Source organism: Luteibacter sp. TLI7-4A (assembly GCF_056754745.1).
The window spans coordinates 4,026,631-4,048,720 of sequence record NZ_JBPGWO010000001.1 but is presented as its reverse complement, the minus strand read 5'-3'; the positions used below and the strand labels follow the sequence as shown (position 1 = coordinate 4,048,720).

Annotated in this window: 22 protein-coding genes and 1 pseudogene; 6 read left to right on the top strand and 17 right to left on the bottom strand. The window is 66.3% G+C overall.

All coding sequences use genetic code 11. The features are described from left to right. Window positions 1-25: 25 nt before the first annotated feature. The 3 genes from ACR9Y6_RS17735 to ACR9Y6_RS17725 all read right to left on the bottom strand — a co-directional run bounded on the left by ACR9Y6_RS17735 (window position 26) and on the right by ACR9Y6_RS17725 (window position 1,648). A complete protein-coding gene (locus ACR9Y6_RS17735) occupies window positions 26-232 on the bottom strand; it encodes a zinc-finger domain-containing protein (protein ID WP_429199074.1) in 207 nt (68 codons plus the stop codon). Window positions 233-395: 163 nt separating this feature from the next. Beyond that, complete coding sequence (locus ACR9Y6_RS17730) at window positions 396-986, bottom strand: YceI family protein (RefSeq protein ID WP_481282479.1); 591 nt, start codon at window positions 984-986, stop codon at window positions 396-398. Between the two features lie 68 nt (window positions 987-1,054). Beyond that, on the bottom strand, window positions 1,055-1,648 hold the full coding sequence (locus ACR9Y6_RS17725) for a malonic semialdehyde reductase (RefSeq protein WP_371022534.1): 594 nt from the start codon (window positions 1,646-1,648) through the stop codon (window positions 1,055-1,057). Between the two features lie 134 nt (window positions 1,649-1,782). On the opposite strand from ACR9Y6_RS17725, the gene ACR9Y6_RS17720 reads away from it, so the two are divergent. The 3 genes from ACR9Y6_RS17720 (at window position 1,783) to ACR9Y6_RS17710 (ending at window position 3,803) form a co-directional block, all read left to right on the top strand. Continuing rightward, window positions 1,783-2,748: a mitochondrial fission ELM1 family protein gene (locus ACR9Y6_RS17720; RefSeq protein ID WP_481282478.1), complete on the top strand. Its 966-nt coding sequence runs from the start codon at window positions 1,783-1,785 to the stop codon at window positions 2,746-2,748. Between the two features lie 198 nt (window positions 2,749-2,946). Then, window positions 2,947-3,396 (top strand): hypothetical protein, encoded by a 450-nt coding sequence (locus tag ACR9Y6_RS17715; RefSeq protein WP_481282477.1) that lies wholly within the window; start codon window positions 2,947-2,949, stop codon window positions 3,394-3,396. Then, the gene (locus ACR9Y6_RS17710) at window positions 3,393-3,803 is read left to right on the top strand and encodes a hypothetical protein (protein WP_481282476.1); all 411 of its coding nucleotides are present in this window, start codon (window positions 3,393-3,395) and stop codon (window positions 3,801-3,803) included. Before ACR9Y6_RS17715 ends, ACR9Y6_RS17710 begins: the two co-directional genes overlap by 4 nt. A gap of 16 nt (window positions 3,804-3,819) precedes the next feature. Here ACR9Y6_RS17710 and recG read toward each other — a convergent pair whose 3' ends face one another. From recG to rpoZ, 4 genes are all read right to left on the bottom strand, one after another. Beyond that, window positions 3,820-5,937 (bottom strand): ATP-dependent DNA helicase RecG, encoded by a 2,118-nt coding sequence (gene recG, locus ACR9Y6_RS17705; RefSeq protein WP_481282475.1) that lies wholly within the window; start codon window positions 5,935-5,937, stop codon window positions 3,820-3,822. 17 nt (window positions 5,938-5,954) lie between these two features. Beyond that, the gene (locus tag ACR9Y6_RS17700; protein ID WP_448098899.1) at window positions 5,955-6,338 is read right to left on the bottom strand and encodes a RidA family protein; all 384 of its coding nucleotides are present in this window, start codon (window positions 6,336-6,338) and stop codon (window positions 5,955-5,957) included. Between the two features lie 8 nt (window positions 6,339-6,346). Beyond that, window positions 6,347-8,527, bottom strand: a complete 2,181-nt coding sequence (locus tag ACR9Y6_RS17695) for a RelA/SpoT family protein (RefSeq protein WP_481282474.1) — start codon at window positions 8,525-8,527, stop codon at window positions 6,347-6,349. A gap of 112 nt (window positions 8,528-8,639) precedes the next feature. Next, window positions 8,640-8,930, bottom strand: a complete 291-nt coding sequence (rpoZ, locus tag ACR9Y6_RS17690) for a DNA-directed RNA polymerase subunit omega (protein WP_306849349.1) — start codon at window positions 8,928-8,930, stop codon at window positions 8,640-8,642. A 177-nt stretch (window positions 8,931-9,107) separates the two neighbouring features. On the opposite strand from rpoZ, the gene ACR9Y6_RS17685 reads away from it, so the two are divergent. Further along, window positions 9,108-9,935 carry an MlaA family lipoprotein gene (locus ACR9Y6_RS17685; RefSeq protein ID WP_426285706.1) on the top strand — a complete coding sequence of 276 codons (828 nt, stop codon included), beginning with the start codon at window positions 9,108-9,110 and terminating at the stop codon, window positions 9,933-9,935. Between the two features lie 986 nt (window positions 9,936-10,921). Here ACR9Y6_RS17685 and ACR9Y6_RS17680 read toward each other — a convergent pair. The 8 genes and pseudogenes from ACR9Y6_RS17680 to ACR9Y6_RS17645 form a co-directional block, all read right to left on the bottom strand. Beyond that, window positions 10,922-11,218 (bottom strand): STAS domain-containing protein, encoded by a 297-nt coding sequence (locus ACR9Y6_RS17680; RefSeq protein WP_481282473.1) that lies wholly within the window; start codon window positions 11,216-11,218, stop codon window positions 10,922-10,924. Continuing rightward, the gene (locus tag ACR9Y6_RS17675) at window positions 11,215-11,895 is read right to left on the bottom strand and encodes an MlaC/ttg2D family ABC transporter substrate-binding protein (RefSeq protein ID WP_481282472.1); all 681 of its coding nucleotides are present in this window, start codon (window positions 11,893-11,895) and stop codon (window positions 11,215-11,217) included. The genes ACR9Y6_RS17680 and ACR9Y6_RS17675 overlap by 4 nt, the downstream gene beginning before the upstream one ends. Before the next feature lie 21 nt (window positions 11,896-11,916). Next, window positions 11,917-12,792, bottom strand: a complete 876-nt coding sequence (mlaD, locus tag ACR9Y6_RS17670) for an outer membrane lipid asymmetry maintenance protein MlaD (RefSeq protein WP_481282471.1) — start codon at window positions 12,790-12,792, stop codon at window positions 11,917-11,919. Window positions 12,793-12,850: 58 nt separating this feature from the next. Further along, window positions 12,851-13,618, bottom strand: a complete 768-nt coding sequence (gene mlaE / locus ACR9Y6_RS17665; protein ID WP_481282470.1) for a lipid asymmetry maintenance ABC transporter permease subunit MlaE — start codon at window positions 13,616-13,618, stop codon at window positions 12,851-12,853. Continuing rightward, a complete protein-coding gene (locus ACR9Y6_RS17660) occupies window positions 13,615-14,427 on the bottom strand; it encodes an ABC transporter ATP-binding protein (RefSeq protein WP_481282469.1) in 813 nt (270 codons plus the stop codon). Before ACR9Y6_RS17660 ends, mlaE begins: the two co-directional genes overlap by 4 nt. Further along, a pseudogene (gene gmk / locus ACR9Y6_RS17655) lies at window positions 14,424-15,040 on the bottom strand (guanylate kinase). The gene ACR9Y6_RS17660 and the pseudogene gmk overlap by 4 nt, the downstream one beginning before the upstream one ends. A 121-nt stretch (window positions 15,041-15,161) precedes the next feature. After that, a complete protein-coding gene (locus tag ACR9Y6_RS17650) occupies window positions 15,162-16,484 on the bottom strand; it encodes an amidohydrolase family protein (RefSeq protein ID WP_481282468.1) in 1,323 nt (440 codons plus the stop codon). A gap of 13 nt (window positions 16,485-16,497) precedes the next feature. Next, window positions 16,498-18,684, bottom strand: a complete 2,187-nt coding sequence (locus ACR9Y6_RS17645; RefSeq protein WP_481282467.1) for a penicillin acylase family protein — start codon at window positions 18,682-18,684, stop codon at window positions 16,498-16,500. Between the two features lie 114 nt (window positions 18,685-18,798). Between ACR9Y6_RS17645 and ACR9Y6_RS17640 the strand changes: the two genes are divergently transcribed. Next, window positions 18,799-19,245 carry a nuclear transport factor 2 family protein gene (locus tag ACR9Y6_RS17640; RefSeq protein ID WP_481282466.1) on the top strand — a complete coding sequence of 149 codons (447 nt, stop codon included), beginning with the start codon at window positions 18,799-18,801 and terminating at the stop codon, window positions 19,243-19,245. A gap of 2 nt (window positions 19,246-19,247) precedes the next feature. Here the strand turns inward: ACR9Y6_RS17640 and ACR9Y6_RS17635 are convergent, their stop codons facing one another. Further along, window positions 19,248-20,168 (bottom strand): M14 family metallopeptidase, encoded by a 921-nt coding sequence (locus ACR9Y6_RS17635; RefSeq protein ID WP_481282465.1) that lies wholly within the window; start codon window positions 20,166-20,168, stop codon window positions 19,248-19,250. Between the two features lie 127 nt (window positions 20,169-20,295). Between ACR9Y6_RS17635 and ACR9Y6_RS17630 the strand changes: the two genes are divergently transcribed. Next, window positions 20,296-21,129 (top strand): hypothetical protein, encoded by an 834-nt coding sequence (locus ACR9Y6_RS17630; protein WP_481282464.1) that lies wholly within the window; start codon window positions 20,296-20,298, stop codon window positions 21,127-21,129. Window positions 21,130-21,169: 40 nt separating this feature from the next. Here ACR9Y6_RS17630 and ACR9Y6_RS17625 read toward each other — a convergent pair whose 3' ends face one another. After that, entirely contained in the window at window positions 21,170-22,033 is an 864-nt protein-coding gene (locus ACR9Y6_RS17625) for a YicC/YloC family endoribonuclease (protein WP_481282463.1), read from the bottom strand. Window positions 22,034-22,090 lie beyond the last annotated feature (57 nt).

Genomic DNA, 22,090 nt, shown 5'->3' with positions numbered 1-22,090 from the left:
CGAAACATGCCCGCGCGGGGGCCGATCAGTCTTTCAGGACGTAGGTCGCGCCGCAATAGGAGCACTTCGAGGTGCCGCCGTCGTCCTCGATGGAGAGGTAGACACGCGGATGCGAGTTCCACAGGTACATGCCCGGCATGGGACAGGACAGCGGCAGGTCGGCGCGGGTCACTTCGTAACGATTTTCGGCGTTCGCCGGGATCAGCGGGGCGGCCGCGGGATTGGGGCGCATGGGAAAACTCCGACGATGCGGTGGAACCGGGGATAGAAGGCGATGTTAGCAGGAACGAAATGCCCGGCGTGACGATGCGGCAGGACGCGATGGCCCGCCGGAAACGAAAAAACCCGCGCCGTCGCCGGCGCGGGTTTCCGATGCCCCGGCAGGGGCGGCCGGCTTACTTCTTTTCGGCCGAGGCGTCGTGCGCTTCGGTCGTGATGCGGATCTTGATCTCGTCGGAGACGTTCGGCACATACGCGCCCACGCCGAAATCCGAGCGCTTGATCGTGGTGGTGGCGTCGAAGCCGACCGTCTGCACCTTCATCATCGGGTGCGGGCCGACCTTGTTCAGGCTGACGTCGAGGGTGACCGGCTTGGTCACGCCGTGGACGGTCAGGTCGCCGGTGACCTTCAGCTTGCCCTTGCCCGCCGGCACGACCTTGGTGCTCTTGAAGGTGACGGTGGGGTACTTGGCGGCGTCGAGGAAGTCGGCCGACTTCAGGTGCTCGTCGAGCTTGGGCACGAAGCTGTCGAGGCCGGAGAGCGGCAGGGTCGCCTCGACGGTGGCCTTGGACGGATCCTTTTCGTCATAGACGAGGGTGCCCTGGACCTGGCCGAGGTTGGCCGTCGGATTGGAGAAACCGAAGTGGTTCCAGCTGAACAGGACCATCGTATGGCCCGGGTCGAGCGTGTAGGTGACCGGGGCGGCGACGGCGCTGCCGGCGGTGGCCAACAGGGCGGCGAGGGCGACATAACGAAGAGCACGCATGGTGTATCTCCTGCAGTGAGGTGGGTACGGCGGGTGACAGCGGGACCGTGCGGTCACCGCGGGAAGAGTCAGGCGATTCGTACGGCTTCGTCGAAGTCCAGGCGAGGCAGGCGTTCGAACAGGTTCTTGCCGGGATCGCCGTAGCCGATGTTGACCAGGAAATTCGACTTGACCTGGGTGCCCGCGAAGAACTCGGCGTCGACGCCGGCCTGGTCGAAACCCGACATCGGGCCGCAGTCCAGGCCCAACGCGCGGGCGGCCATGATCAGGTAGGCGCCTTGCAACGAACCGTTACGCGTACCCGACGACTGGATCATCGGCTCGTTGCCGACGAACCATACACGCGCATCGGCATGCGGGAACAGCTTGGGCAGCTTCTCGTAAAAGGCGAAATCGGTGGCGACGATCGCGGTGACCGGTGCCTGCATGGTCTTTTCGACGTTGGTCTCGGAAAGGTGGGGCTTGAGGCGCTGCTTCGCGTCCTGGGACTTCACGAAAACCACGCGCATCGGCGAGGAGTTGGCGGCGGTGGGGCCGAATTTCGCCAGGTCGTACAGCCGGTGGAGCTGTTCGTCGGTCACTTCCTTCGGCAGCCACGCGTTGTAGGTGCGGGCCTTGAGGAAAAGCTGGTCGAGCGAAGCATCGGTCAACGGAGCACTCATGGATATCCTTGTACAGTGGGTTCTACCGGAGCACCGGGATCACAACAGTGTAAGCGTCACGACGCGATCGTGGACCAGTCTGCCAGGGAACGAACTGTGCCGAAATCGATAACAATCGGCGGCGGGAGCGCCACGTGAACACCCCGTCGCGCGAGTCCTGCTGGGTGGTGACCGATGGCGCCGCCGGCAACCGGCGCCAGGCCCTCGCCCTGGCCGAGGCGCTGACGCCGGCGATCCGCGAGATCGTCGTCCAGTTGCGCGCGCCCTGGTCGTGGCTGGCGCCGCGGAACCTGCCGGGCGCGCGGCTGGCGCTCGGCCGGAACGAGGACAGCCTGCTGCCGCCGTGGCCGAAACTGGCGATCGGCTGCGGTCGCCAGGCCGCCTGGACCACCCGGCAGATCCGTCGCTGGTCCGGCGGGAGGTGCCTCACCGTGCAGATACTCGACCCCAGGATCGATCCGGCGCACTGGGACCTCGTGGTCACGCCCCGGCACGATGGCTTGAGTGGCGACAACGTACTCCATTCGCTGGGGTCGCTGAATCCCATCGACGACGCGTGGCTCGCCGACGGGCGCGATGCGTTCGCTCAGTTCGCCCTGTTGCCCCGGCCGCGACTGGGGGTGTTGATCGGCGGGGACCGGCACGGCACGCCATTCGACCCGGCCGAGGCAGACGCCTTCCTCGCCGCGATACGTACCCGGCACGCGTTGGACGGTGGTTCGATCCTCGTCGCGGTATCGCGGCGCACGCCGTCGGCCATCCTGCCTCGCATCCGCGAGATCTTCGCCGGCCTGCCGGGCGTGGTCTGGACCGGCAGCGCCGATGGCGCGAACCCCTACCCCGGCATTCTCGGCTGGGCCGACCGGCTGGTCGTGACGCCGGACTCGGTGAACATGCTCTCGGAAGCCTGTGCCACGGGATGTCCCGTCCACACGACCGCTCCGGCGTCCCTGCGAGGAAAACTCGCTCGCTTCCACGATGAACTGCGCGCCGCGGGGCTATTGCACGACATCGATGCGAATACCCCCGCCACGCAGGCGCCTCTTCGCGAAACGGCCGTTATCGCAAGAGAGGTGGCGCGACATCTCGGCCTGGGCTGACGCTCCCATACGGCGCGCACCGGCGCGCGATATCAGACAACCCCGACGAGCTTCACTCGCCATGGCGAAGGTGACGCTTTTTCAGAATCGTCTGATGGATAGCCCTGAACAGGAGGGGATAACTTGTCGACGCGCGTCGATAACGGCAACCCGATTGCCCGTAACGACGCGCGTCCACTTCAACGACAAGGTAGTTTCATGCCGATATCCTCGATTCGCCATTCGTGGCTCGCGCTGCTTTGCGGCGGCGCCGTGCTCTCGCCCGCCATGGCGCAATCCGTACAACCCCGAGCCGTCTTCGCCGCGCACGTGGATGCCGCCGGCAACGTGATCACGGGTGCCGACTGGGTCGAACGCGTCGACGTCGTCCTCGGCGAATTTCGTCCTTCGTTCTACACCGTTCGACTGTCGCCCGGCGTGTTTGCCGAGGCGCCCATCTGCACGGTCTCGCTGATCCACGAAACCGATTTGCAGGACGTCATCGGCAACGTCGCGGTGCTCAAGGCGCAACCGACCCCTTACGAGGTTCTGGTACGCATAACGGCCACCCGCATGCCGAACACCGACCCGGAACTGCTCAACCGTCAGGCATTCGATCTCGTCTGCACGTCGATGGACGGCGCGGCACCCGCGGCGGGCCGGCCTTGAATCGCCGCGGACTTGCGGCAAGCCTGCTGTTCGCCCTGTCCACCACGACCGCGAGCGCCGCATCGCCGAATACCGCGAAGCCCGTGTACGCCGCCCATATCTCCCGGGATGGCGCGATTCTCGCGGGTGCCGACTGGATCAGCGGCGTGACCATCGAAACGCGGGTCGTGGGCGGCTCGGCCTACCATCTCGCCCTGTCCAGCGACCTCGCGCCTTTCACGCCACTGTGCACCGCGTCGTCGGTCACGGACGACCTGAACCTCTACGACTACGTCGACACACGCATCGAGCCTTCCCTGCCCGGCCATGTGACGGTGAACCTGCACGCCGGCAGCCGGTTGCCGGGAGTGCCCAGTGAGGAAGTCGATCGGGCGGCGTTCCACCTGCTCTGCTTCATGCCGGGCTGAACGGGCGACAGGGTGCTCAGGCGTCCACGTAGCGGGCGGCGGCACCCACCCAGCGGGCGATCAGCAATTCGCAGCGCGCGGCGTGGTCTTTCATCATGGCCTCGGCCACGCGCTGCACTTCTGGCATAAGGTGTGCGTCGCGCGCCAGATCGGCGATGCGGAATTGAAGTTGCCCCGTCTGGCGGGTGCCGAGGACTTCACCGGGACCTCGCAGTTCGAGGTCCTTCTCCGCGATGCGGAAGCCATCGTTCGTCTCCCTCATCACTTGCAACCGCTCCCTGGCCAGACGCGACAGCGGTGTCTGGTAGAGCAGCACGCAATTGGACGCGATCGCGCCACGCCCCACCCTGCCGCGCAGTTGGTGCAACTGCGCGAGGCCCAGGCGCTCGCTGTTCTCGATCACCATCAGGCTCGCGTTGGGCACGTCCACGCCCACTTCGATGACCGTGGTAGCGACCAGCACGGCCAGCTCGCCGGCCTTGAAGGCGTCCATCACCGCCTGCTTTTCCTTCGGCTTCATGCGTCCATGGATCAAGCCGACGGCGAGATCGGGCAAGGCGGCGGTGAGTTCGGCATGGGCCACCTCCGCCGCCTGTGCATTGAGTTGTTCGGATTCCTCGATCAGCGTGCACACCCAGTACACCTGGCGGCCCTGCATGCATGCCGCGTGGATGCGCTCCATGACGTCGAAGCGCCGCTCGTTCGACAGTGCCACGGTCTGCACGGGCGTGCGTCCCGGTGGCAGTTCGTCGATCGAGGAGACGTCGAGATCGGCATAGGCACTCATCGCAAGCGTGCGTGGTATCGGCGTGGCCGTCAGGACGAGCTGGTGGGGGATAAGTTCGCCTTCAGCGCCCTTGTCGCGCAACGCCAGCCGCTGGTGTACGCCGAAACGGTGCTGCTCGTCGACGATGACGAGACCCAGCTTCGCGAAGGCCACGCCCTCCTGCATCAACGCATGCGTGCCGACGACGACATGCGCTTCGCCGCTGGCAGCGCGATCGAGCGCCTTCTTGCGCGCCCTGCCCTGCACCTTGCCGGCCAACCATTCCACTTCCAGCCCCAGCGGTTCGAGCCAGGCGCGGAAGTTGCGCAGGTGCTGCTCGGCAAGCAGTTCGGTCGGCGCCATCAGTGCCACCTGATAGCCGCTCTCCACGGCGGCGACGGCAGCCAGCGCGGCGACCACGGTCTTGCCGCTGCCGACGTCGCCCTGCACGAGGCGCAGCATGGGATGGGCCCGTGCGAGATCGCGCGCCACCTCCTTCGACACGCGCGCCTGGGCCCTGGTGAGGGCGAACGGCAGCGCCTCCAGCAACCGGTCACGCAGCGCGCCGGCACTTTTCAACGCCGGTGCCTTGCGCTTCTTCACCGCCGCGCGCATGCGCCGCAGGGTGAGGTGCTGGGTCAGCAATTCCTCGAAGGCGAGGCGTTTCTGCGCGGGGTGCCTGCCTTCGCCGAGTTCGCGGAGATCGACCTCCGGTGGCGGGCGGTGCACGTAGAGCAAGGCCTCGCGCAAGGACGCCAGGCCCATCGGACGACCGATCGACTCGGGGATGAGTTCCAGCCTGTCGTCCGCGGGCAAGTGGGCCAACGCCCGCGAGACGAGGCTGGCCAACCGTCGTGGGCCGAGACCTTCGGTGGTCGGGTACACCGGTGTCAGCCGCTCGTCCACCACCACCGGCTCGTCGGGTTCGATGCGCTGGTATTGCGGATGGACGATTTCCAGGCCTTGTGGCCCCTGGCGCACTTCGCCGAAGCAAAGCAGGCGCGTGCCCTTCGGCAACTGGTCGACCTGCGACTTGCGGAAGTGGAAGAAGCGCAGCAGCAGTACGCCGCCGGACTCGTCGCCAATGACGACCTTGAGTTGCGGCCGGAAGCGGAAGCCACGCTCGACGAACTCGACGATGCCTTCCACCTGCGCGCGGTCGCCGGGGCGCAGGTCGGCGATGGGCCGCACCTGGGTGCGGTCCTCGTAGCGCAAGGGCAGATGGAACCAGAGATCCTGCACCTCGCGCAGCCCGAGCCTTCCCAGCGTCTCGGCGAGCGCGGGCCCCACGCCGCCGAGCGTCGTCAGCGGCGCGCGCCCCGGATCCGCCACCGGCGCGGCGGGAATCGGCGATGCATGGCGAGCCACGGAAACCGCGCTATGGCTTACGGCAGGACGAGGATCGCGTCGACCTCGACCTGGGCACCCTTGGGCAGGCCCGAGACCTCGATGGTCGAACGCGCCGGGTACGGCTGCTGGAAGTACTCGGCCATCACCGCGTTCACCGCGGCGAAATTGCCCAGGTCGGTGACATAGATACCGACGCGGACGATGTCCGACAGCTTGCCGCCCGCGGCCTCGGCGACGGCCACGAGATTGTCGAACACACGGCGGGTCTGCGTGGCGATGTCGCCTTCGACGAGGTTGCCGGTGGCCGGATCGAGCGGAATCTGGCCCGAGAAGTACACGGTGTTACCGGCGCGCACGGCCTGCGAATACGGGCCGATGGCCGAAGGTGCCTTGTCGGTGGCGATGGTGCTGCGGGTCATGAAATGTCCTAGAGCGGGTGGCGGTAGACGCCGCTGACCACGCCGGTGCGGCGCACGCGGCGCATCACGTCGGCGAGGTGCTTGCGGTCCTTCACCTCGATGGCGAAGAGTAGCGTGGCCGCGGTGCTGTCACGCTCGATGTATTCGACGTTCTCGATGTTCGAACCGGCGTCGGCGATCGCGGCGGCGACGGTGGCGAGCACGCCCGGGCGGTTGAGTACCTCGATGCGCAGTTCCGCGCGGTAGTCGCCGGTGACGTCGCGATCCCATTCGATGGCGACGATGCGTTCCGGCGTCTTGCGGAACTCCGCCACGTTGGGGCATTCCACGCGATGCACGACGATGCCCTTGCCCGAGGACAGGAAACCGACGATATCGTCGCCCGGCAGCGGATGGCAGCAGTTGCCGAAGCTGAGCACGCCGCGCTCGGCGCCACTGATGCGGATTTTCTCCGCCGAATGTTCGGCGGGCGCCGGCGGGCGGCTCTCGTCCGGACCGAGCAGCGCCACCAGCTGCGTCGCTACCTGGTCGGCGAAACGGTTCCCCAGTGCGATCTCGGACAGGAGTTCCTCCAGGCGCTTGAACTTGGAGTCCTCGAGGAAGCGGTCGAGGGTGGCTCCGGGGACCGCGTCCAGGCTGAGGCCACGGGCATCGAGCGCGCGGTCGAGCATGCGGTGGCCGAAGTCCACGGCATCCTCGTGCTGCAGGTGCTTGAGGTATTGGCGGATCGCCGTGCGCGCCTTGCCGGTGACCACCGCCTCGAGCCACGCGGGGTTGGGCACGGCCGATGGCGCGGTGATGATCTCCACCTGCTGTCCGGACACCAGGCGCGTGCGCAAGGGCACCAGCTTCTTGTCGAGGCGCGCGGCCACGGCGTGATCGCCCACGTCGGTATGCACGGCATAAGCGAAATCGAGTGCCGTGGCGTTGCGCGGCAGCGAGAAGATGTCGCCGCGCGGCGTGAACAGGTAAACCTCGTCGGGGAACAGGTCGATCTTGACGTTCTCGAGAAACTCCGACGCCGATGGCGTGTTCGCCTGGCTGTCGGCCAGCGCGGACAGCCACTCGCGCGCCCGCGCCTGCGCACTGTTCGCCGGGCCGGAATCGCTCTTGTACGCCCAGTGCGCGGCCACGCCACGTTCGGCCACCGACTCCATCTCCGAGGTGCGGATCTGGATTTCGATCGGCGCACCGAAGGGGCCGAGCAGCACGGTGTGCAACGACTGGTAGCCGTTCCCCTTGGGAATGGCGATGAAATCCTTGAAGCGGCCATCCACCGGCTTGTACAGGCCGTGCACGGCGCCGAGCGCCATGTAGCAGTGCATGGCCGAATCGGTGATGACACGGAACCCGTAGACGTCCATGAGTTGCGCGAACGACTTGTGCTCGTTGCGCATCTTCGAATAGATGCTCCACGCCGACTTGATCCGGCTTACCGCGCGGCCGGGAATCTTCTCCGCGGCAAGACGGCCCTCGAGCGCCATCTCGATCTTCGCCATCGCCTCGCGGCGATTGCCCAGGGCGGCGCGGATGCGCTCGCCGATGATCCGGTGACGATCGGGGTAAAGCGCCTTGAATCCGAGGTCCTGCAGTTCGGCCTTGAACTTGTTCATGCCGAGGCGTTGCGCGATGGGCGCGTAGATCTCCAGCGTCTCGCGCGCGATGCGCCGGCGCGACACGGCATCCTTCGCGCCGAGCGTGCGCATGTTGTGCAGTCGATCGGAAAGCTTGATCAGGATGACGCGGAGATCGCGCGCCATCGCCAGGAGCATCTTCCGGAAGCTCTCGGCATCGGCTTCGGCACGACTGGAAAAGCGCATCTTGTCGAGCTTGGTGACGCCATCGACCAGTTCGGCCACGGTTTCACCGAAGGCGCCGGCCAACTCCGCCCGTTCGAGCTTGGTGTCTTCGAGCGTGTCGTGCAGGATCGCCGCGATGATCGTCTCGGCATCGAGGCCGAGTTCGGCGAGCACATGGGCCACGGCCACCGGATGGGTGATGTACGGCTCGCCTGACTTGCGGGTCTGCCCTTCATGGGCGGCGGCGCCGACCAGGAAGGCCTTGCGGATACGCAGTACCTGGTCGTGTGGCAGGTAGGCACCCACGCGGTCTTCCAGTGCCTGCACATAGGGAGGCACCGGTCCGTCATCGACCACGTCGGTCAGTTTTTTCGCAGGGATGACTTCCATGGGAGAACCTCGCGCCCTCAGGCCGCGGAGCCTCCCGCACGCGGCCTGGCAAGCCGCGCGTCAGCGTGCGCAGGGTGAGGATGAATGCAGGGCCGACAACGACCCGGCGTCATCAGTCATCTCCGCCCTTCGAGAGGTCGTCGTCCACTTCGGTGGCGGCCCACTCGAGGGCTTCACGCTCGGCACGTTCACGGGCGGCGCGGTCGATCTCGTCGATCATTTCGTCGCTGACGCGACGATCGGCGATCTCGCGCAGGGCGAGCACGGTCGGCTTGTCGTTGTTCGGGTCGAGGGTCGGTTCGGCGCCCTTGGACAACTGGCGCGCGCGCTTGGTCGCCATGAGCACGAGCTCAAAGCGGTTGTCGACTACCTCGAGGCAGTCTTCGACGGTAATACGGGCCATTTCAAATCCTTGACAATAAAGATACTTCTGACCGTGCAGTTTAGCCGCCCGGCCCGTTGGCTGGCAATCGGGGTAGGGGTATCATGCGCGGTTCTGACCAGGACGGACGGGCCCTTCGTGCAAATAATAATACCGCGCGGTACACTAAAGCACCGCCCCACCCCCAAAGCCACATCGATGCGCCCCAGAACCCTGCAACGGATCGTCCAAACCGCGCTAGGCCTCGTCGCCGCCACCCTGCTGGCCGCCTGCCACATCGCGCCCCCGCGTACCGACGACCCGAACGAGAAGTTCAATCGCAAGGTCTACGCCTTCAACGATTCGCTGGACAAGGCGATCATCCGTCCGGTGGCCGTCGGCTACCGGAAGGTGACCAATCCGCCCGTGCGCACGGCCATCAGCGACTTCTACACGAATATCCGCTTGCCGGTGACGGTGGCCAACGACCTGCTCCAGGCCCGGCCCAAGCAGGCCTTCCTGACCACCAGCCGCTTCGTGGTCAACCTGACGATCGGCTTCCTGGGCTTCAAGGATCCAGCCAGCCTGCTCGGCCTCCCTCTGGAGCAGAACGACTTCGGCGTGACCCTGGCCCGCTGGGGCGTGCCCGAGGGCGACTACCTGGTGCTCCCCTTCGTGGGCCCGACCACGGTCCGCGACGTCTGGCGCCTGCCGGTCGACAGCTATTTCTTCGACCCGCTCAGCTATTACACGCGTAACCACGACTTCAAGTACGGCCAGCAGTACGTGCCGCAGGTGCTCTATCTCGTGACCCTGCGCTCGCGCGGCATCGACGCGGAGAGCTTCCTGGCTTCCGCCTACGACCCGTACGTGTTCATCCGCGACGCCTATCGCCAGCAGCGCCTCTACAGCATCTACTACGGCAACCCACCGCCGGAAGCCATCGAGCAGATGCAGGGCCTGAATGACAGCAAGGACTTCGACCCGGACAAACTGCTCGACGAGCAGCACACCTGGGAACGGCAGAACGGCGAAAAGCCGCAGTGACGAAAAGGGCCCCTCGGGGCCCTTTTCTTTGGTCCTCGCAGAAGCTTTGGGACGGCGTTTCGGCTCGGCTTCGCCCTCGCGTTGGTCGTGTGCGGCGAGGGGAGCTGCCGGGCGCCACCCTCGGCGCGACGGTAGTCGCCGTCCCTTGGGAAGGGATGCCGCTGCGCGGCCGTGTTTGATGGCTGCGCCCCGGCGGGCTCGGACGGTCGGGCGGGGGTTTCCGATTCGCCTTCCTGGCTCAGCGGAAACGGCCGGCCATCCTTGGCCGGCCCCCTGACGGGCCTTTTCCGCCCGCCCGTCCTCGGCTCCTAATGTCGCGCCGAGGGTGGCGCCCGGCAGCTCTCTCGACCCTGGGGTGGATTGGTGGGAAGAGCACCGCTCGCCGCGTGTCGCGTGCCGCACCCGGTGGGAAGCGGGCTGGCCCGCGATTCGCCACCCTAATTTCGAGCGAATGAGGCTGTGCATCGCAACCGAGCCAGCGGTGACAAGCCTCGCCCGATCATCGCGGCCTCCTTCGCACCGGAGAGATTGAGGCCTCGCGGGCCAGCCCGCTTCCCACCCGCGTGAGGGTGTTTCACACGGAGAGGGCGTCCACCCGAGTCGCGGGCGTTGCCTTTGTCGCACGACCCCTCAGTGCCTGGGAGAGCCGTCGGCCGCCACCCTCGTCGCGACTTGTGGAACCGAGGAGCGACGGGCGAGAAGGCCCGTCAGGGGGCCGGCCTGGACGGCCGGCCGTTTCCGCCGAGCCATGGAAGGCGAGTCGGAAACCCCGCCCGGCGCGACGGGCGCGACGGGGCGCCAGCCATAGAACATGGCCGCGCAGCGGCTTCCTTTCCCGAGCGACGGTGCAACCGGAGCGACGAGGGTGGCGGCCGACGGCTCTGCCCCACGCCGCCCGCTGCCGCGGGGTCGCCGACAGGGTCGGCTCCTACCAGGTGTCGGGGCGCACTTGGGCTACAGGGCCCCATCGAGGCCACATTGGTGAATTAGAGGAAGGAGTCGACGCCGGATACGCGGGCCAGGGCTTGCAGGCCGGCGGGGGCGTGGGTGACGGATAGCGCCCTGCCCTGGCTGCGGGTGTGGGCCAGCAAGGCCAGCACGGTGGCGAGACCGGCGCTGTCCACATGGGACAAGCCGGCCAGGTCGAGATTGACCTGCCGGCCGCCATCCAGCTGGCGGCGAGCGGCATCCAGCGCTTCGGCCGCGGTGGCGAACGTGAGCGCGCCGGAGACCGTCAGGGTCTCCGGCGCCGGATTGCCCAGCTGGAAGCCCGGCTGGCTCACTTGCGGGCGCCGCCGGTCTGCTGCTGCATTTCGTCGATGGCGGCCGAACCCTTCTGCTCCAGGTCGGCGGTCAGCTTGTCCAGGCCTTCTTTCTTGATCTCCGCGTCGACCTGGTTGCGGTAGTTCGTGATGTACGAAATACCCTCGATGATCACGTCGTAGGCCTTCCAGTCGCCCGTCTTCGACTTGCGGAACGCGTAGTCGACCGAGACGGACTTGCCGTCGTCGAGCATCACCTGGGTACGCACGACGGTGCGCTTGTTGTTGAGGTCGCCACTGAACGGCAGGACCTTCACGCGGCCACGGGTGTAGTTGAGCAGGCCTTCCGCATAGCGGTGGGTGATCGAGTTGTAGAAGGCCTTGGCGAAGCGCTCGCGCTGCTCGGGAGACGCCTTGGAGGCGTTCTGGCCGAGCACGAGGATCGACGCGTAGTCGATGTCGAAGTGCGGCAGGAAAACGTCGTCGATGACGGCGATGAGCTTTTCCTTGTCGCTCTTCAGTTCGGCCTGGTGGCCCTCGATGGCCTTGGCGAGGTCGTCGGAGATGGTGGTGACGATGCCCTGCGGGGACTGCGCGTCGACCGCCGCGGCAGGTGCGGGCGCGGCCTGTGCGAAGACGGGCGCGGCGACCACCGTGGTCATGGCGAGGGCGAGGGCGAGGGAAAGCTGACGCAACATGCGGTGTCTCCTGGTCCGGCCTTACTTCTTGCCGGCGTTGTCGGGTTGGGTGGAGCCCTGGGCGCCACCGGACTTGTTGTCGCTCGGCGAACCGTTCACCAGGAACTTGCCGATCAGGTCTTCCAGCTGGAGCGCGGACTGCGTGAGCACGAAGCTGTCGCCTTCCGCCAGGTATTCCGGCGACCCGCCGGGTTGGATCGCAACATACTGGCTACCGATCAAACCGCTGGTGAATACCGCGGCCGACGAGTCATCGGGTATCTGGGAGTAGCGCTTGTCGATCGCAAGGGTCACCGTGGCTTCGCTGCTGCCGGGCTTGATCACCACCGAATCGACGCTGCCGATGGGCACGCCGGCCATTTTCACCGCCGCGCCGGGCTGCAAGGCGCCCACGTTGGTGAATTCGCCGGTCACGTGGAAGGTGCCGCCGAGGCGGTCCGGCGCGCTGCCGCCACCGAAGAACTTGCCGAGCATTTCCTCCAGCTGCTGGGCCGGACGGGTCAGGCCGATCTCGCCGCCTTCCTTCACCGGATTCTTGGAGCGGCCGAACTGGATGCCCACGTACTGGTCGCCGAGCAGGCCGCTGGTGAAGATCGTGGCGACGGAATCGTCCGGGATGTCCTTGTGCCGGTCGTCGATGGACAAGGTGACCTTGGCCTCCTCCTTGCCTGGCACCAGTTCGATCGACTGCACGGAGCCGACGCGCACGCCGGCGATCTTCACCGGGGCACGGGTCTTCAACTGGCCGACGTTGGCGAAGTGGGTTTCCACCGTGTAGCTGGAACCCTGGCTGGCGTTGGCCACCGAGGTGGTCTGCGTGGCGAGGTAAGCGAGGGCGGCGAAACCGAGCACGATGAACAGGCCGGTGCCGACGGCATAGGAACGTCTCTGGGTCACGGCACGATCCTCGAATGGGCGATGAAGGAATGACGGGTCATGGCGGGTCTCCGGTGCCTCAGATCAGGAACGAGGTGAGGACGAAGTCCAGCGCCAGGATGGCGATGGACGAGGCAACCACCGTACGGGTCGTCGCATAGGCGACGCCCTCGCTGGTGGGCGGGGTGGTGTAGCCCTGGAACACCGCGATCAGGGAGACCACGATGCCGAAGGCGATGGATTTGAGCAGCACGCCGTCGATGATGTCCTTGTGGACGTCGACGGTGGCGGTCATGTTCGACCAGAACGTACCGTTGTCGATGCCCAGCCAGGTGACGCCGACCAGGTGGCCGCCGAACACGCCCATAGCGCAGAACACCACGGCGAGCAGGGGCAAGGCGATGACGCCGGCGAGGAATCGCGGCGCGGCGACGTAGGCGATCGGATCGACCGCCATCATCTCCATGGCGTCGAGCTGATCGGTGGCGCGCATGAGGCCGATCTCGGCGGTGACCGAGGTGCCGGCACGGCCGGCGAACAACAACGCGGTGACCACGGGGCCGAGTTCGCGGTAGATCGCGATGGCGACGACGGTGCCGGTGGCTGAAGTACCCCCGAAGATCGAGAGCACGTCGTAAAGCTGCAATCCCAGCACCATGCCCACGAACAGGCCGCAGGTCATGACGATGGTGAGGCTCATCGCGCCGACGAACCAGATCTGCCGGATCGTTTCGCGGCCATGGCGCAGGCTGCGCGGGATGGCGGCGAGGATGGTCAGCAGGAAGAGCCCGCAGGCACCGATCTGCGTCAGGCTGCGAATGACGACGTTGTCGTCCTTGGCGGTCATGCCTTGCCTCCGGGGAAACCGAGCGCGGTGGCGTAGTCGCCCGCGGGATACTGGAAAGGAACCGGACCGTCGGGCTCGCCACCGAAGAACTGCGCCGTCCACGGCGAACCGTCGTTGGCGAGGGAATCGGGCGCGCCCTGCGCCACGACCTTGCCGTTGGCGATCAGGTAGACGCGGTCGGCCACTTTCTGCACGGCAGCCAGCTCGTGCGCCACCAGCACGCTGGTGATGCCCAGGGTCTGGTTGAGCGTACGGATCAGCAGCAGCACCTGGTTCAGGGCGATCGGGTCCAGCCCGACGAAGGGCTCGTCGTAGAGGATCAAGGCGGGATCGAACACGATGGCGCGCGCCAGCGCCACGCGACGGGCCATGCCGCCGGAAAGCTCCGTGGGCATCAACCGGGCGGCACCGCGCAGGCCGACGGCCTGCAGCTTGTTCAGCACGATGTTGCGAATGAGTTCTTCCGGCAGCCGGGTGTGCTGGCGCAGCGGAAACGCCACGTTCTCGAAGACGTCGAAATCCGTGAGCAGCGCGGAGTTCTGAAACAGGTAGCCGATGCGTTCGCGCAGGTCGAACAGTCGCTCGCGCGACAGCGCCGGCACGTTCTCGCCGTCCACCTCGACGCTGCCCGCGTCGCCGCGCATCTGCCCCGTGATGTGCTTCAGCAGCGTGGTCTTGCCCGTGCCGCTGGGCCCCATGATCGCGGTGACCTTGCCTCGCGGGATGTCCAGGTCGAGGTTGTCGAAGATGGTCTTGCCGTTGAGGACGGTGGTCAGGCCGCGGATGCGGACGATGGCGTCGTCGGTCATGGTGCGAGCAACTCCTCGATCAGCGATTCGTGGCGGCGGGCCGACCACGGCGTGCGCTGGCGGACGGCGCGGACGATCGCCTGGAGATCGCCCAGGGCGTCCTCGAAGCGGTCGTTGACGATGATGTAGTCGAACTCGTGCGCATGCGCGATTTCCTCGCGGGAGTTGAACAGGCGGCGCTCGATCACCTCCGGCGCATCCGATCCTCGACCCCGGAGACGGCGTTCGAGTTCCCCCGGGAGGGCGGCAGGATGAACACGCTGACGCAATCCGGCTTGCCCTTGCGCACCTGGCGCGCGCCCTGCCAGTCGATCTCCAGCAGGACATCGGCGCCTTCGGCCAGCTTTCCCTCCACCACGGTACGCGAGGTGCCGTAAAGGTTGCCGTGCACTTCGGCATGCTCTAGGAAGATGCCGTCGACGATCTCGCGTTCGAAATCCGGACGCTCCACGAAGAAATAATGCCGGCCGTATTCCTCGCCCACCCGCGGCGGCCGCGTGGTATGCGACACGGACAGCGATATACCGGGCTCGCGCTCCAGAAGCGCGTTGACCAACGTGGACTTGCCCGCCCCGGAGGGCGCGGCCACCACGAACAGGGTGCCTTCGATCATCCGCGGCTATCTCGTTGGGGGTTCATGACTCGCTCCCGGTGGCACCGGCGCACCGACCGGGCAAAAGGCGATTGTACCGGGTTTCGGCTATCGGCCACCTTTCGCCCGGGCGATCCGGGTCTCAGTCCGGCCGCTTGTAGACCACCCCGCCCTTCATCACGAAAGCGACGTGCGCGAGCGTCCCGATGTCCTTCGTCGGATCGCCGGGCACCGCGATGATGTCGGCTTGCAGCCCGTCGCGCAGCTGGCCGATCCGGTCCTGCTGGCGAAGCACCCTCGCGTCCACCGCCGTCGCGGCCAGGAGGGCGCGGGCGGGCGCCATGCCATCGCGCACCATCCACTCCAGCTCCTTGTAATTGGTGCCGTGCGTGAACACGCCCACGTCGCTGCCGTTGCCTATGGTCACGCCGGCGTCCATGGCCAGCTTGAACGCCTTCGCCGACCTTGCCATCGCCTCGGTCGGTGGCTGGCCGGGTTTCCAGCCGCCAAAGTATTCGGCATAGGCGGCGCTCGCTTCGAGCGTGGGCATGTAGGCCACGTCGTGCTTCTTCATCAGCGCGAAGACTTCCGGGGTACCGTCGTAGCCATGCTCGATGGTCTCGACGCCAGCCATGACCGACCGCCGCATGCCTTCGGCGGTCGAGGAATGCACCGCCACCGGCAACCCCAGCGAGTGCGCGGTCTCGACGGCGGCGTTCAGTTCCTCCTGGCTCAACGTCGGCATCGAGCCCTTGGCCTTGCCGCAGTGGTAGTCGGCGTAGAGCTTGATCCAGTCCGCGCCATGCGCCGCCTGGTCACGCACGGCGTCGATCATCTGCGCGGTACCGCTGACCGGCGCCGCGCCCTGCGGCAGGTCGATGTCGTCGCGGAAGCCCAGCGGACCCGGCCCATAACAATGCCCGGCCACGATCGCGCGCGTCGCCACGAACAGGTGCGGGCCCGGGATGAGACCCTTGTCGATGGCTTGTTGCACGTCCACGTCGGCATAGCCCGCGCCTTCCGTGCCCAGGTCGCGCAACGCCGTGAAGCCGCTCATCAAGGTATCGCGCGCATGCTTTACCGCTTGCACCGTGCGAAATGCCAGCGTCTCCTTAAGAACGTGGTCGTTCCACAATGTTTCGTTGTACGGATGAAGGAAGACATGCGAATGGGCATCGATGAGGCCCGGCAGCAAGGTCATGCCCGGCAGGTCGATGGTCTGCGTGCCCGGCGGTGCGGAAACCTTCGCGGACGGACCGACATCGGCGATCTTGTCACCCTGGACGAGGACCACCCAACCGGCATGCGCCTGTTCGTCACGGGCATCGAAGACGCGGTCGGCCTTGAGCAGCCACGCGTGGTCCGCACGCTGACCGGCAGCGGACGGCACGTCGGCGGCAAGCGCGAGCGTCGACGCCGCGATGCCGGACAACGCGAGAAGCACCTTTCGAATCCACTTATCCATGCGTCATGTCCCCTCACCTACCCGGATGGTACGTCCGCTCCACATGCCCTTCGAGTTCTTCAGGCCAGAAATACACCGTACGCAGGTTACCGGTGGTGTAACGCTCGGCCTCGTCATCGAAATGTTTCGACGATGGGTCGCCGCTTTCACCGCCGGCGGTGATCGCCCGCGCGTGCACCTTGTCGCCGAATTCGACCACGGCGACGAAGCTGTTGCCGCTGGTGCCGTAGTAGCGCTTCGTGCCGGGCCAGCGATGCGCACCGAACGAGGCCAGCGAGCCCCAGCGTGATGACGTGAACGGCACGGGGATGCTCGGCTTCGCATCGTCGAAGCGTTGCTTGATCGCGCCGTCGACGCGCTGGAAGCGATTGACCTCACCCCAGGGGACGCCCCAGCTGCCGAAGTCCTTTTCCAGCCGATCCGTCGCCTCGGCCAGGGCGTTCAACCGTACTTTCGGGCCCGCCTTCTCCGCCATCACGTCGTACACGGACAACCCCTCGGCCGTGTCCAGCTTGCTCGCCTTATCCCACAGAATGTCGCCCCAGAACACAGCGAGCGACGTCGGCATGGAGGCGATGCCCCAGCGGTAATCCCAGGTGCGCAGGAGCGCGACCGGACCGGCGAGCCGCCGCTTCAGGGGATCGGTGGCGGGAAGCGCGTCGTAATCGGCGATCAGGATCGGCAGTTGGCGCGCGAACGCCGGCAGGTACGGATCGAAGGCGACGTCGATCAGCGAAGCCAGCGTGAAGTCGCGCCTGCCCGTAAGGACGCGTGTCGCGTGCAGGCCACGCGGATTCTCGCCGACGGCATCCATGTAACGCGGAAAGTCGGCCTGCTTCGGGCTGTCGGGACCGGCGGCCGAGTACGGCCAGTCGTTGGTGTTGAAGATCCACCCGGTCGGCGGATCGAGCAGGTGTGGCGCCTTGTCCAACGGAAGTATTCCCTTCCAGTCCGTCGCCGGGTCGCTGCCGTCGACGGGTTTCGTATAGTCGAAGCGGTCGTCGCGGTTCGGGATGAACTGCGGATGCAGGTAGGCGATGTTGCCCTTGTCGTCCGCGTAGATCGTGTTGTTCGACGAGTTCGCCTTGAACCCGGCCACCTTCATATAGGTCGCGTAATCGTCGGCCTTGGTTCGCAGCCAGCTCTGTTGCAGGGCCTCCAGTGGTTTGTCCATCAGCGCCACGGCGATCCACTTGCCACCTTCCGACCGAACCACGGGACCGTGGTGCGTCGCGTAGACGGTGAAGCGGCGCTCCGAAAGCGATCCGTCGGCCATTCGCACCGGCACCGCGATCTCGCGAGACGTCACCGGACGTAGCTCCTTGCCATAGCGATAGAACAGCTTGCCGTCCTTGCGCTGGATGGTCTCGGCGAATTCGTCCACCACGTCGGCACCGGTGGAGGTGTGCATCCAGCCGATATGCTTGTTGAAGCCCTGGTAGATGAAGAACTGGCCCCAGGTGACCGCACCGTAGGCATCCAGTCCTTCGTCGCTCGACATCTGCAATTCGGAGCGGAAGAAGAACGAGGTATGCGGATTGATCAGCAGCAACGCGTGTCCGTTCGCCGTGAGCTTCGGTGCGATGGCGATGCCGTTCGAACCCGTCGGCTCGGCCCAGCTCGACGGCGGCACGAACTGCGCCAGGGCGCCGGCGGGATCCTTCCCGTAGAACGCCTGCAAATCGGCCGTCTTCACCCGCTCTATGTCACCGCCGATGCTGCCTTCGCTGAAGCTCAACGCCATCCACGGCTCGAAGCGCCGGATCACACGCGGCTGCACCTCCGGGTGGCTGGCAAGGTAATAGTTGAGGCCGTCCGCCCAGGCATCCATCAACCGCTTGAGCCACGCCGGGCTCCGCCTGTAGTCGGCCTTCAACGTCTCCGGGTCGACGAACAGTTTCTGCCGCAGGTCCCGCCACAACGCGGATTCCCCTTCTGCCTCGGCCGTGCGGCCCAGCGAAGTGAGATAGTTGGTTTCCACGCGGTTGAAGTCGTCCTCGGCCTGGGCATAGGCCATGCCGAAGACGGCGTCGGCATCGCTCTTGCCGTGGACATGCGCGATGCCCCAGTCGTCACGGACGATGGTGACGGCCTGGGCTTCGTGACGCCAGCGGGCCGTGTCATCCGTGGCGGCATGGACGCCAGGGGTGGCGAGCAAACCACCCAGCGATACGGCGAGCATGATGTGACGAACGGACATGGGCGCATCTTCCCCTGGATGGATCGTCGATCCTAGCCGTGCGGATCGAGGGTACGTCAAGTGCCGGCAAGGCCGATTTGCGGTACGTTTGCCCGACACTGCCTGGAGACGTCCATGCGCATCGCCCTGCTTTCGTCGTTGTTGCCCGCCCTGCTCGTCGTCAGCATGCCCGCCGCGTCTGAGGAGAAGGACGACCTGCGGAATATCCTGCAAGCCGACCACGACATCTGCGCCGCCTTCGAACGCGAGGACGCCGACTGGCTGGAGCGGCACCTGGACCCGACCTTCACGCTCACCAGTTCCACCGGCAAGGTCACCACGCGAGCCGACGAGGTCACCGATCTACGCAACGGAACGAAGTACGACGTGTTCCGCAACCGCGACGTGAAAGTGCGCCTGTATGGGGAGGCGGCCGTCGCCACCGGCATCACCCGTGTGGAGGGCAAGGCCGAAGGCAAGCCTTACGCCCTGGATTTCCAGTTCACGGATACGTACGTGCGCAAGCCGGGTGGCTGGGTGCTGGTAGCCAGCCACGCGTCACGGTTGCAAACGCCCCGGTGACGTCAGCCGTGTGCCAGCGCGTAGTCGATCGCCGCGCGCACCGCCGCCACCTGCGCGTCGTTGCACTGCTGCGGCGTGGCCCGCTGGCTGTCCGGATACACCTCGGTGGTGGTCGTGTAGCGTGCGCCGGTGATGCCCGCGCACAAGCCCAATGCCTTCAAGGCATATTCGATGACACCCGGTGCCACCTGAGGTGAGCCGATGATCTCGCCGCGCGCATCGGCGGGCGCGATATGGGTGACCTTGGCCACCGCTTCGATCACCGCCTGCTGGAAAGCGGGCTGGGGGTTCTCCGTATCGTCCACGAGGTAGAAGCCATCGGGAATCTCGCCCGGCTCGAAGTCCTTGCCATCACGTGCGGCGAGGGCGGGACGGAATTCGGATTCGTCGGAGTCGGTCGTCTCGTGCAGGTCGATGTGCATGAGGACGCGTCCGCGCAAGGGTGCCAACAGGTTCACCAGGGCCGCCGCCTCGCCCGACGGGCTTCCCTCGCGGAAATTCCGGTTGGGATCGATCGCATCGGGGTTCCAGCGATGAATGCGTTCATAGGCCCAGGGACTGACGCAGGGCACCACCAGCAGGTTCGCCCGTCCTGCATAGTCCTGAGCGTGGTCGCGCAGGAACTGCAATGCGCCGTGCACGCCGCTGGTCTCGTAACCGTGCACGCCACCCGTCACGAGCATGAGCGGCAGATCCTCGCGCCAGTCACGGCTACGGACGGCCATCAGGGGGTAATGCTCTCCTGCGTAGTCGAGCGCGCCGTATTCCGTGATGTCGAAGCGTTCGCGCAGGGGCTCCAGCGCCTGCAGGACATCGGTGGCATAGCTGCGCCGCTTCACCTGTCGCGAACGCCAGTCGGCGATTTCCACGGCACCCCACGGCTGCCCGTGGTTACCGATGGGATACGACGGCTGGCTGTTCATGGCGGCGGGAATCCTTTGTCGAAAGGACCGCCACTTTATCACTGGGCCGTAACGAATTCGTGCGGCCTGGCGATCGGGTAGGATGCATTCCTCAACAAGGGGGGACGAGATGCGACTCAGGACACGCATGGCGGCAGCGGCCGTCGCATGGGGAATTGCCGTCGCCGCGCACGCCGTCGTCATCAGCGATGTCGTGCCGGCCTCTTCTGGACGCGACGGGAAGGAGGCGGCCACCGCCTTCGCGCGACAAATGGATGCGGCGGAGGTCGACAAGGTCACCATCGACTTCAGCTGGGCCACGCTAGGCGCCGGCGCGGGTGAGACATACACGCTGACCAAGGGCCCGACGGGCTACGTCCTCAACGGCGACGCGGATGCGTCGCAGAGCACGTACGACGACAGTGGCGACGGGACGAGTTCGGACCGCGCGAAGATCACCGGTCGGCGCACGCTGAAACAGGTGAATGCATTGCGCGATCTATGGCGCGCCCGCCCGATATCACGCGACAGCGCGCTTGGCGTGGTCGCGAACGACGATTGGGCGAAGGAGAATGAAGCCTCCGCCTTTGCATCGCTCTATCTCAATCGGTGCGCGGAGTCGGAGGGGGCGTTCGCCAGGCAGTTCATGGACGCCGGCAAACGCATCGCCGCGGCGGCGGATTACTTCGAAGGCGGCTGGACCGACGACTATCCGACTTATCGCGTAAGCATCGTTCTTTCCAGCGGAAAAACGCTGTCGATGCAAAGCCGCATGCAAGCCACCCCGACCATTCAATGGTCCCTGGACGGTGTGGAAACCTGGAATCCCGACATCCCGAACCGCATCGCGGCCTTGCTTCCCGCGTGGTCGACGATGGGGCGGCGCATGACCTCGCGACTCGAAGGCAGGAACATCGCCCGTGGGTTCCGCGAGGACGATGCCATCCAGCAAGCCAGCGCGCATTGCCTACTGAAGCACTGAGGCCCGTCAGCCCGCCGGACAAGCCGGAACCGATCGGACCCTACTCGATATTCTGAACCTGCTCGCGCATCTGCTCGATCAACACCTTGAGCTCCACGGCGGCGTTGGTCGTGCGCGAATCCACCGACTTCGACCCCAGCGTGTTCGCCTCACGGTTGAATTCCTGCATGAGGAAATCGAGCCGGCGTCCCACCGGCTCCTTCAGGGCCAGCACGCGGCGGGCTTCGGAGATGTGCGTGGCGAGGCGGTCGAGTTCTTCGTCCACGTCGATGCGGGTGATCTGCAGGACCAGTTCCTGCTCCAGGCGGCCCGGTTCGACCGGCTGGCGGATATCGGCGAGGCGGGTTTCGAGGCGGGCGCGCAAGGCCGCGCGGATCTCCGGAATCCACCCGCGCACATCTCCGACGATCCTGTCGACGGCGTCCAGGCGTTCGCGCAGCATGTCGCCCAGCTTGGCGCCTTCGCGGCCGCGGGTATCGCCGAGGACGGCGAGCGCACGGTCGAGCACGTCGAGGAGCGCGCCCTGCAACGCGTCCGCATCGGTTTCCGGTTGCTGCAATACGCCGGGGAAGCGAAGCAACTCGGTGAACTCGACATGCATGCGCGGGAACCGCTGCTCCAGGTCCAGCGCCAGCTCGGACAGGCGCGACAACACCGAGCCGTTGATCCGCAGGCCTTCGCCCGAGCCCGGTTCGGAACGCAGGCGGACGGTGACGTCGACCTTTCCGCGCGACAGCCGCGCGGCGATCCGCTCGCGCACGGCGCTCTCGAAACCACGCATCTCCTCGGGCAGGCGCGGGCTGATCTCGAGGTAACGGTGGTTGACCGTGCGCAGTTCGCAGGTCAGCGTGCCGGACGGGCCGGCGCCCTCGGCGGAGGCATACGCGGTCATGCTGCGGATCATCGGATTGCCTTCGCTCACGCGTGGAGGAAAGGGGGCAATGGTAAACTGACCCACCGT

Coding starts and splice junctions, on each gene's coding strand:
- ACR9Y6_RS17735 (WP_429199074.1), bottom strand. CDS start 232: ATGCGCCCCAATCCCGCGGCCGCCCCGCTGATCCCGGCGAACGCCGAA.
- ACR9Y6_RS17730 (WP_481282479.1), bottom strand. CDS start 986: ATGCGTGCTCTTCGTTATGTCGCCCTCGCCGCCCTGTTGGCCACCGCC.
- ACR9Y6_RS17725 (WP_371022534.1), bottom strand. CDS start 1,648: ATGAGTGCTCCGTTGACCGATGCTTCGCTCGACCAGCTTTTCCTCAAG.
- ACR9Y6_RS17715 (WP_481282477.1), top strand. CDS start 2,947: ATGCCGATATCCTCGATTCGCCATTCGTGGCTCGCGCTGCTTTGCGGC.
- ACR9Y6_RS17700 (WP_448098899.1), bottom strand. CDS start 6,338: ATGACCCGCAGCACCATCGCCACCGACAAGGCACCTTCGGCCATCGGC.
- ACR9Y6_RS17695 (WP_481282474.1), bottom strand. CDS start 8,527: ATGGAAGTCATCCCTGCGAAAAAACTGACCGACGTGGTCGATGACGGA.
- rpoZ (WP_306849349.1), bottom strand. CDS start 8,930: ATGGCCCGTATTACCGTCGAAGACTGCCTCGAGGTAGTCGACAACCGC.
- ACR9Y6_RS17685 (WP_426285706.1), top strand. CDS start 9,108: ATGCGCCCCAGAACCCTGCAACGGATCGTCCAAACCGCGCTAGGCCTC.
- ACR9Y6_RS17675 (WP_481282472.1), bottom strand. CDS start 11,895: ATGTTGCGTCAGCTTTCCCTCGCCCTCGCCCTCGCCATGACCACGGTG.
- mlaE (WP_481282470.1), bottom strand. CDS start 13,618: ATGACCGCCAAGGACGACAACGTCGTCATTCGCAGCCTGACGCAGATC.
- ACR9Y6_RS17660 (WP_481282469.1), bottom strand. CDS start 14,427: ATGACCGACGACGCCATCGTCCGCATCCGCGGCCTGACCACCGTCCTC.
- ACR9Y6_RS17650 (WP_481282468.1), bottom strand. CDS start 16,484: ATGGATAAGTGGATTCGAAAGGTGCTTCTCGCGTTGTCCGGCATCGCG.
- ACR9Y6_RS17645 (WP_481282467.1), bottom strand. CDS start 18,684: ATGTCCGTTCGTCACATCATGCTCGCCGTATCGCTGGGTGGTTTGCTC.
- ACR9Y6_RS17640 (WP_481282466.1), top strand. CDS start 18,799: ATGCGCATCGCCCTGCTTTCGTCGTTGTTGCCCGCCCTGCTCGTCGTC.
- ACR9Y6_RS17635 (WP_481282465.1), bottom strand. CDS start 20,168: ATGAACAGCCAGCCGTCGTATCCCATCGGTAACCACGGGCAGCCGTGG.
- ACR9Y6_RS17630 (WP_481282464.1), top strand. CDS start 20,296: ATGGCGGCAGCGGCCGTCGCATGGGGAATTGCCGTCGCCGCGCACGCC.
- ACR9Y6_RS17625 (WP_481282463.1), bottom strand. CDS start 22,033: ATGATCCGCAGCATGACCGCGTATGCCTCCGCCGAGGGCGCCGGCCCG.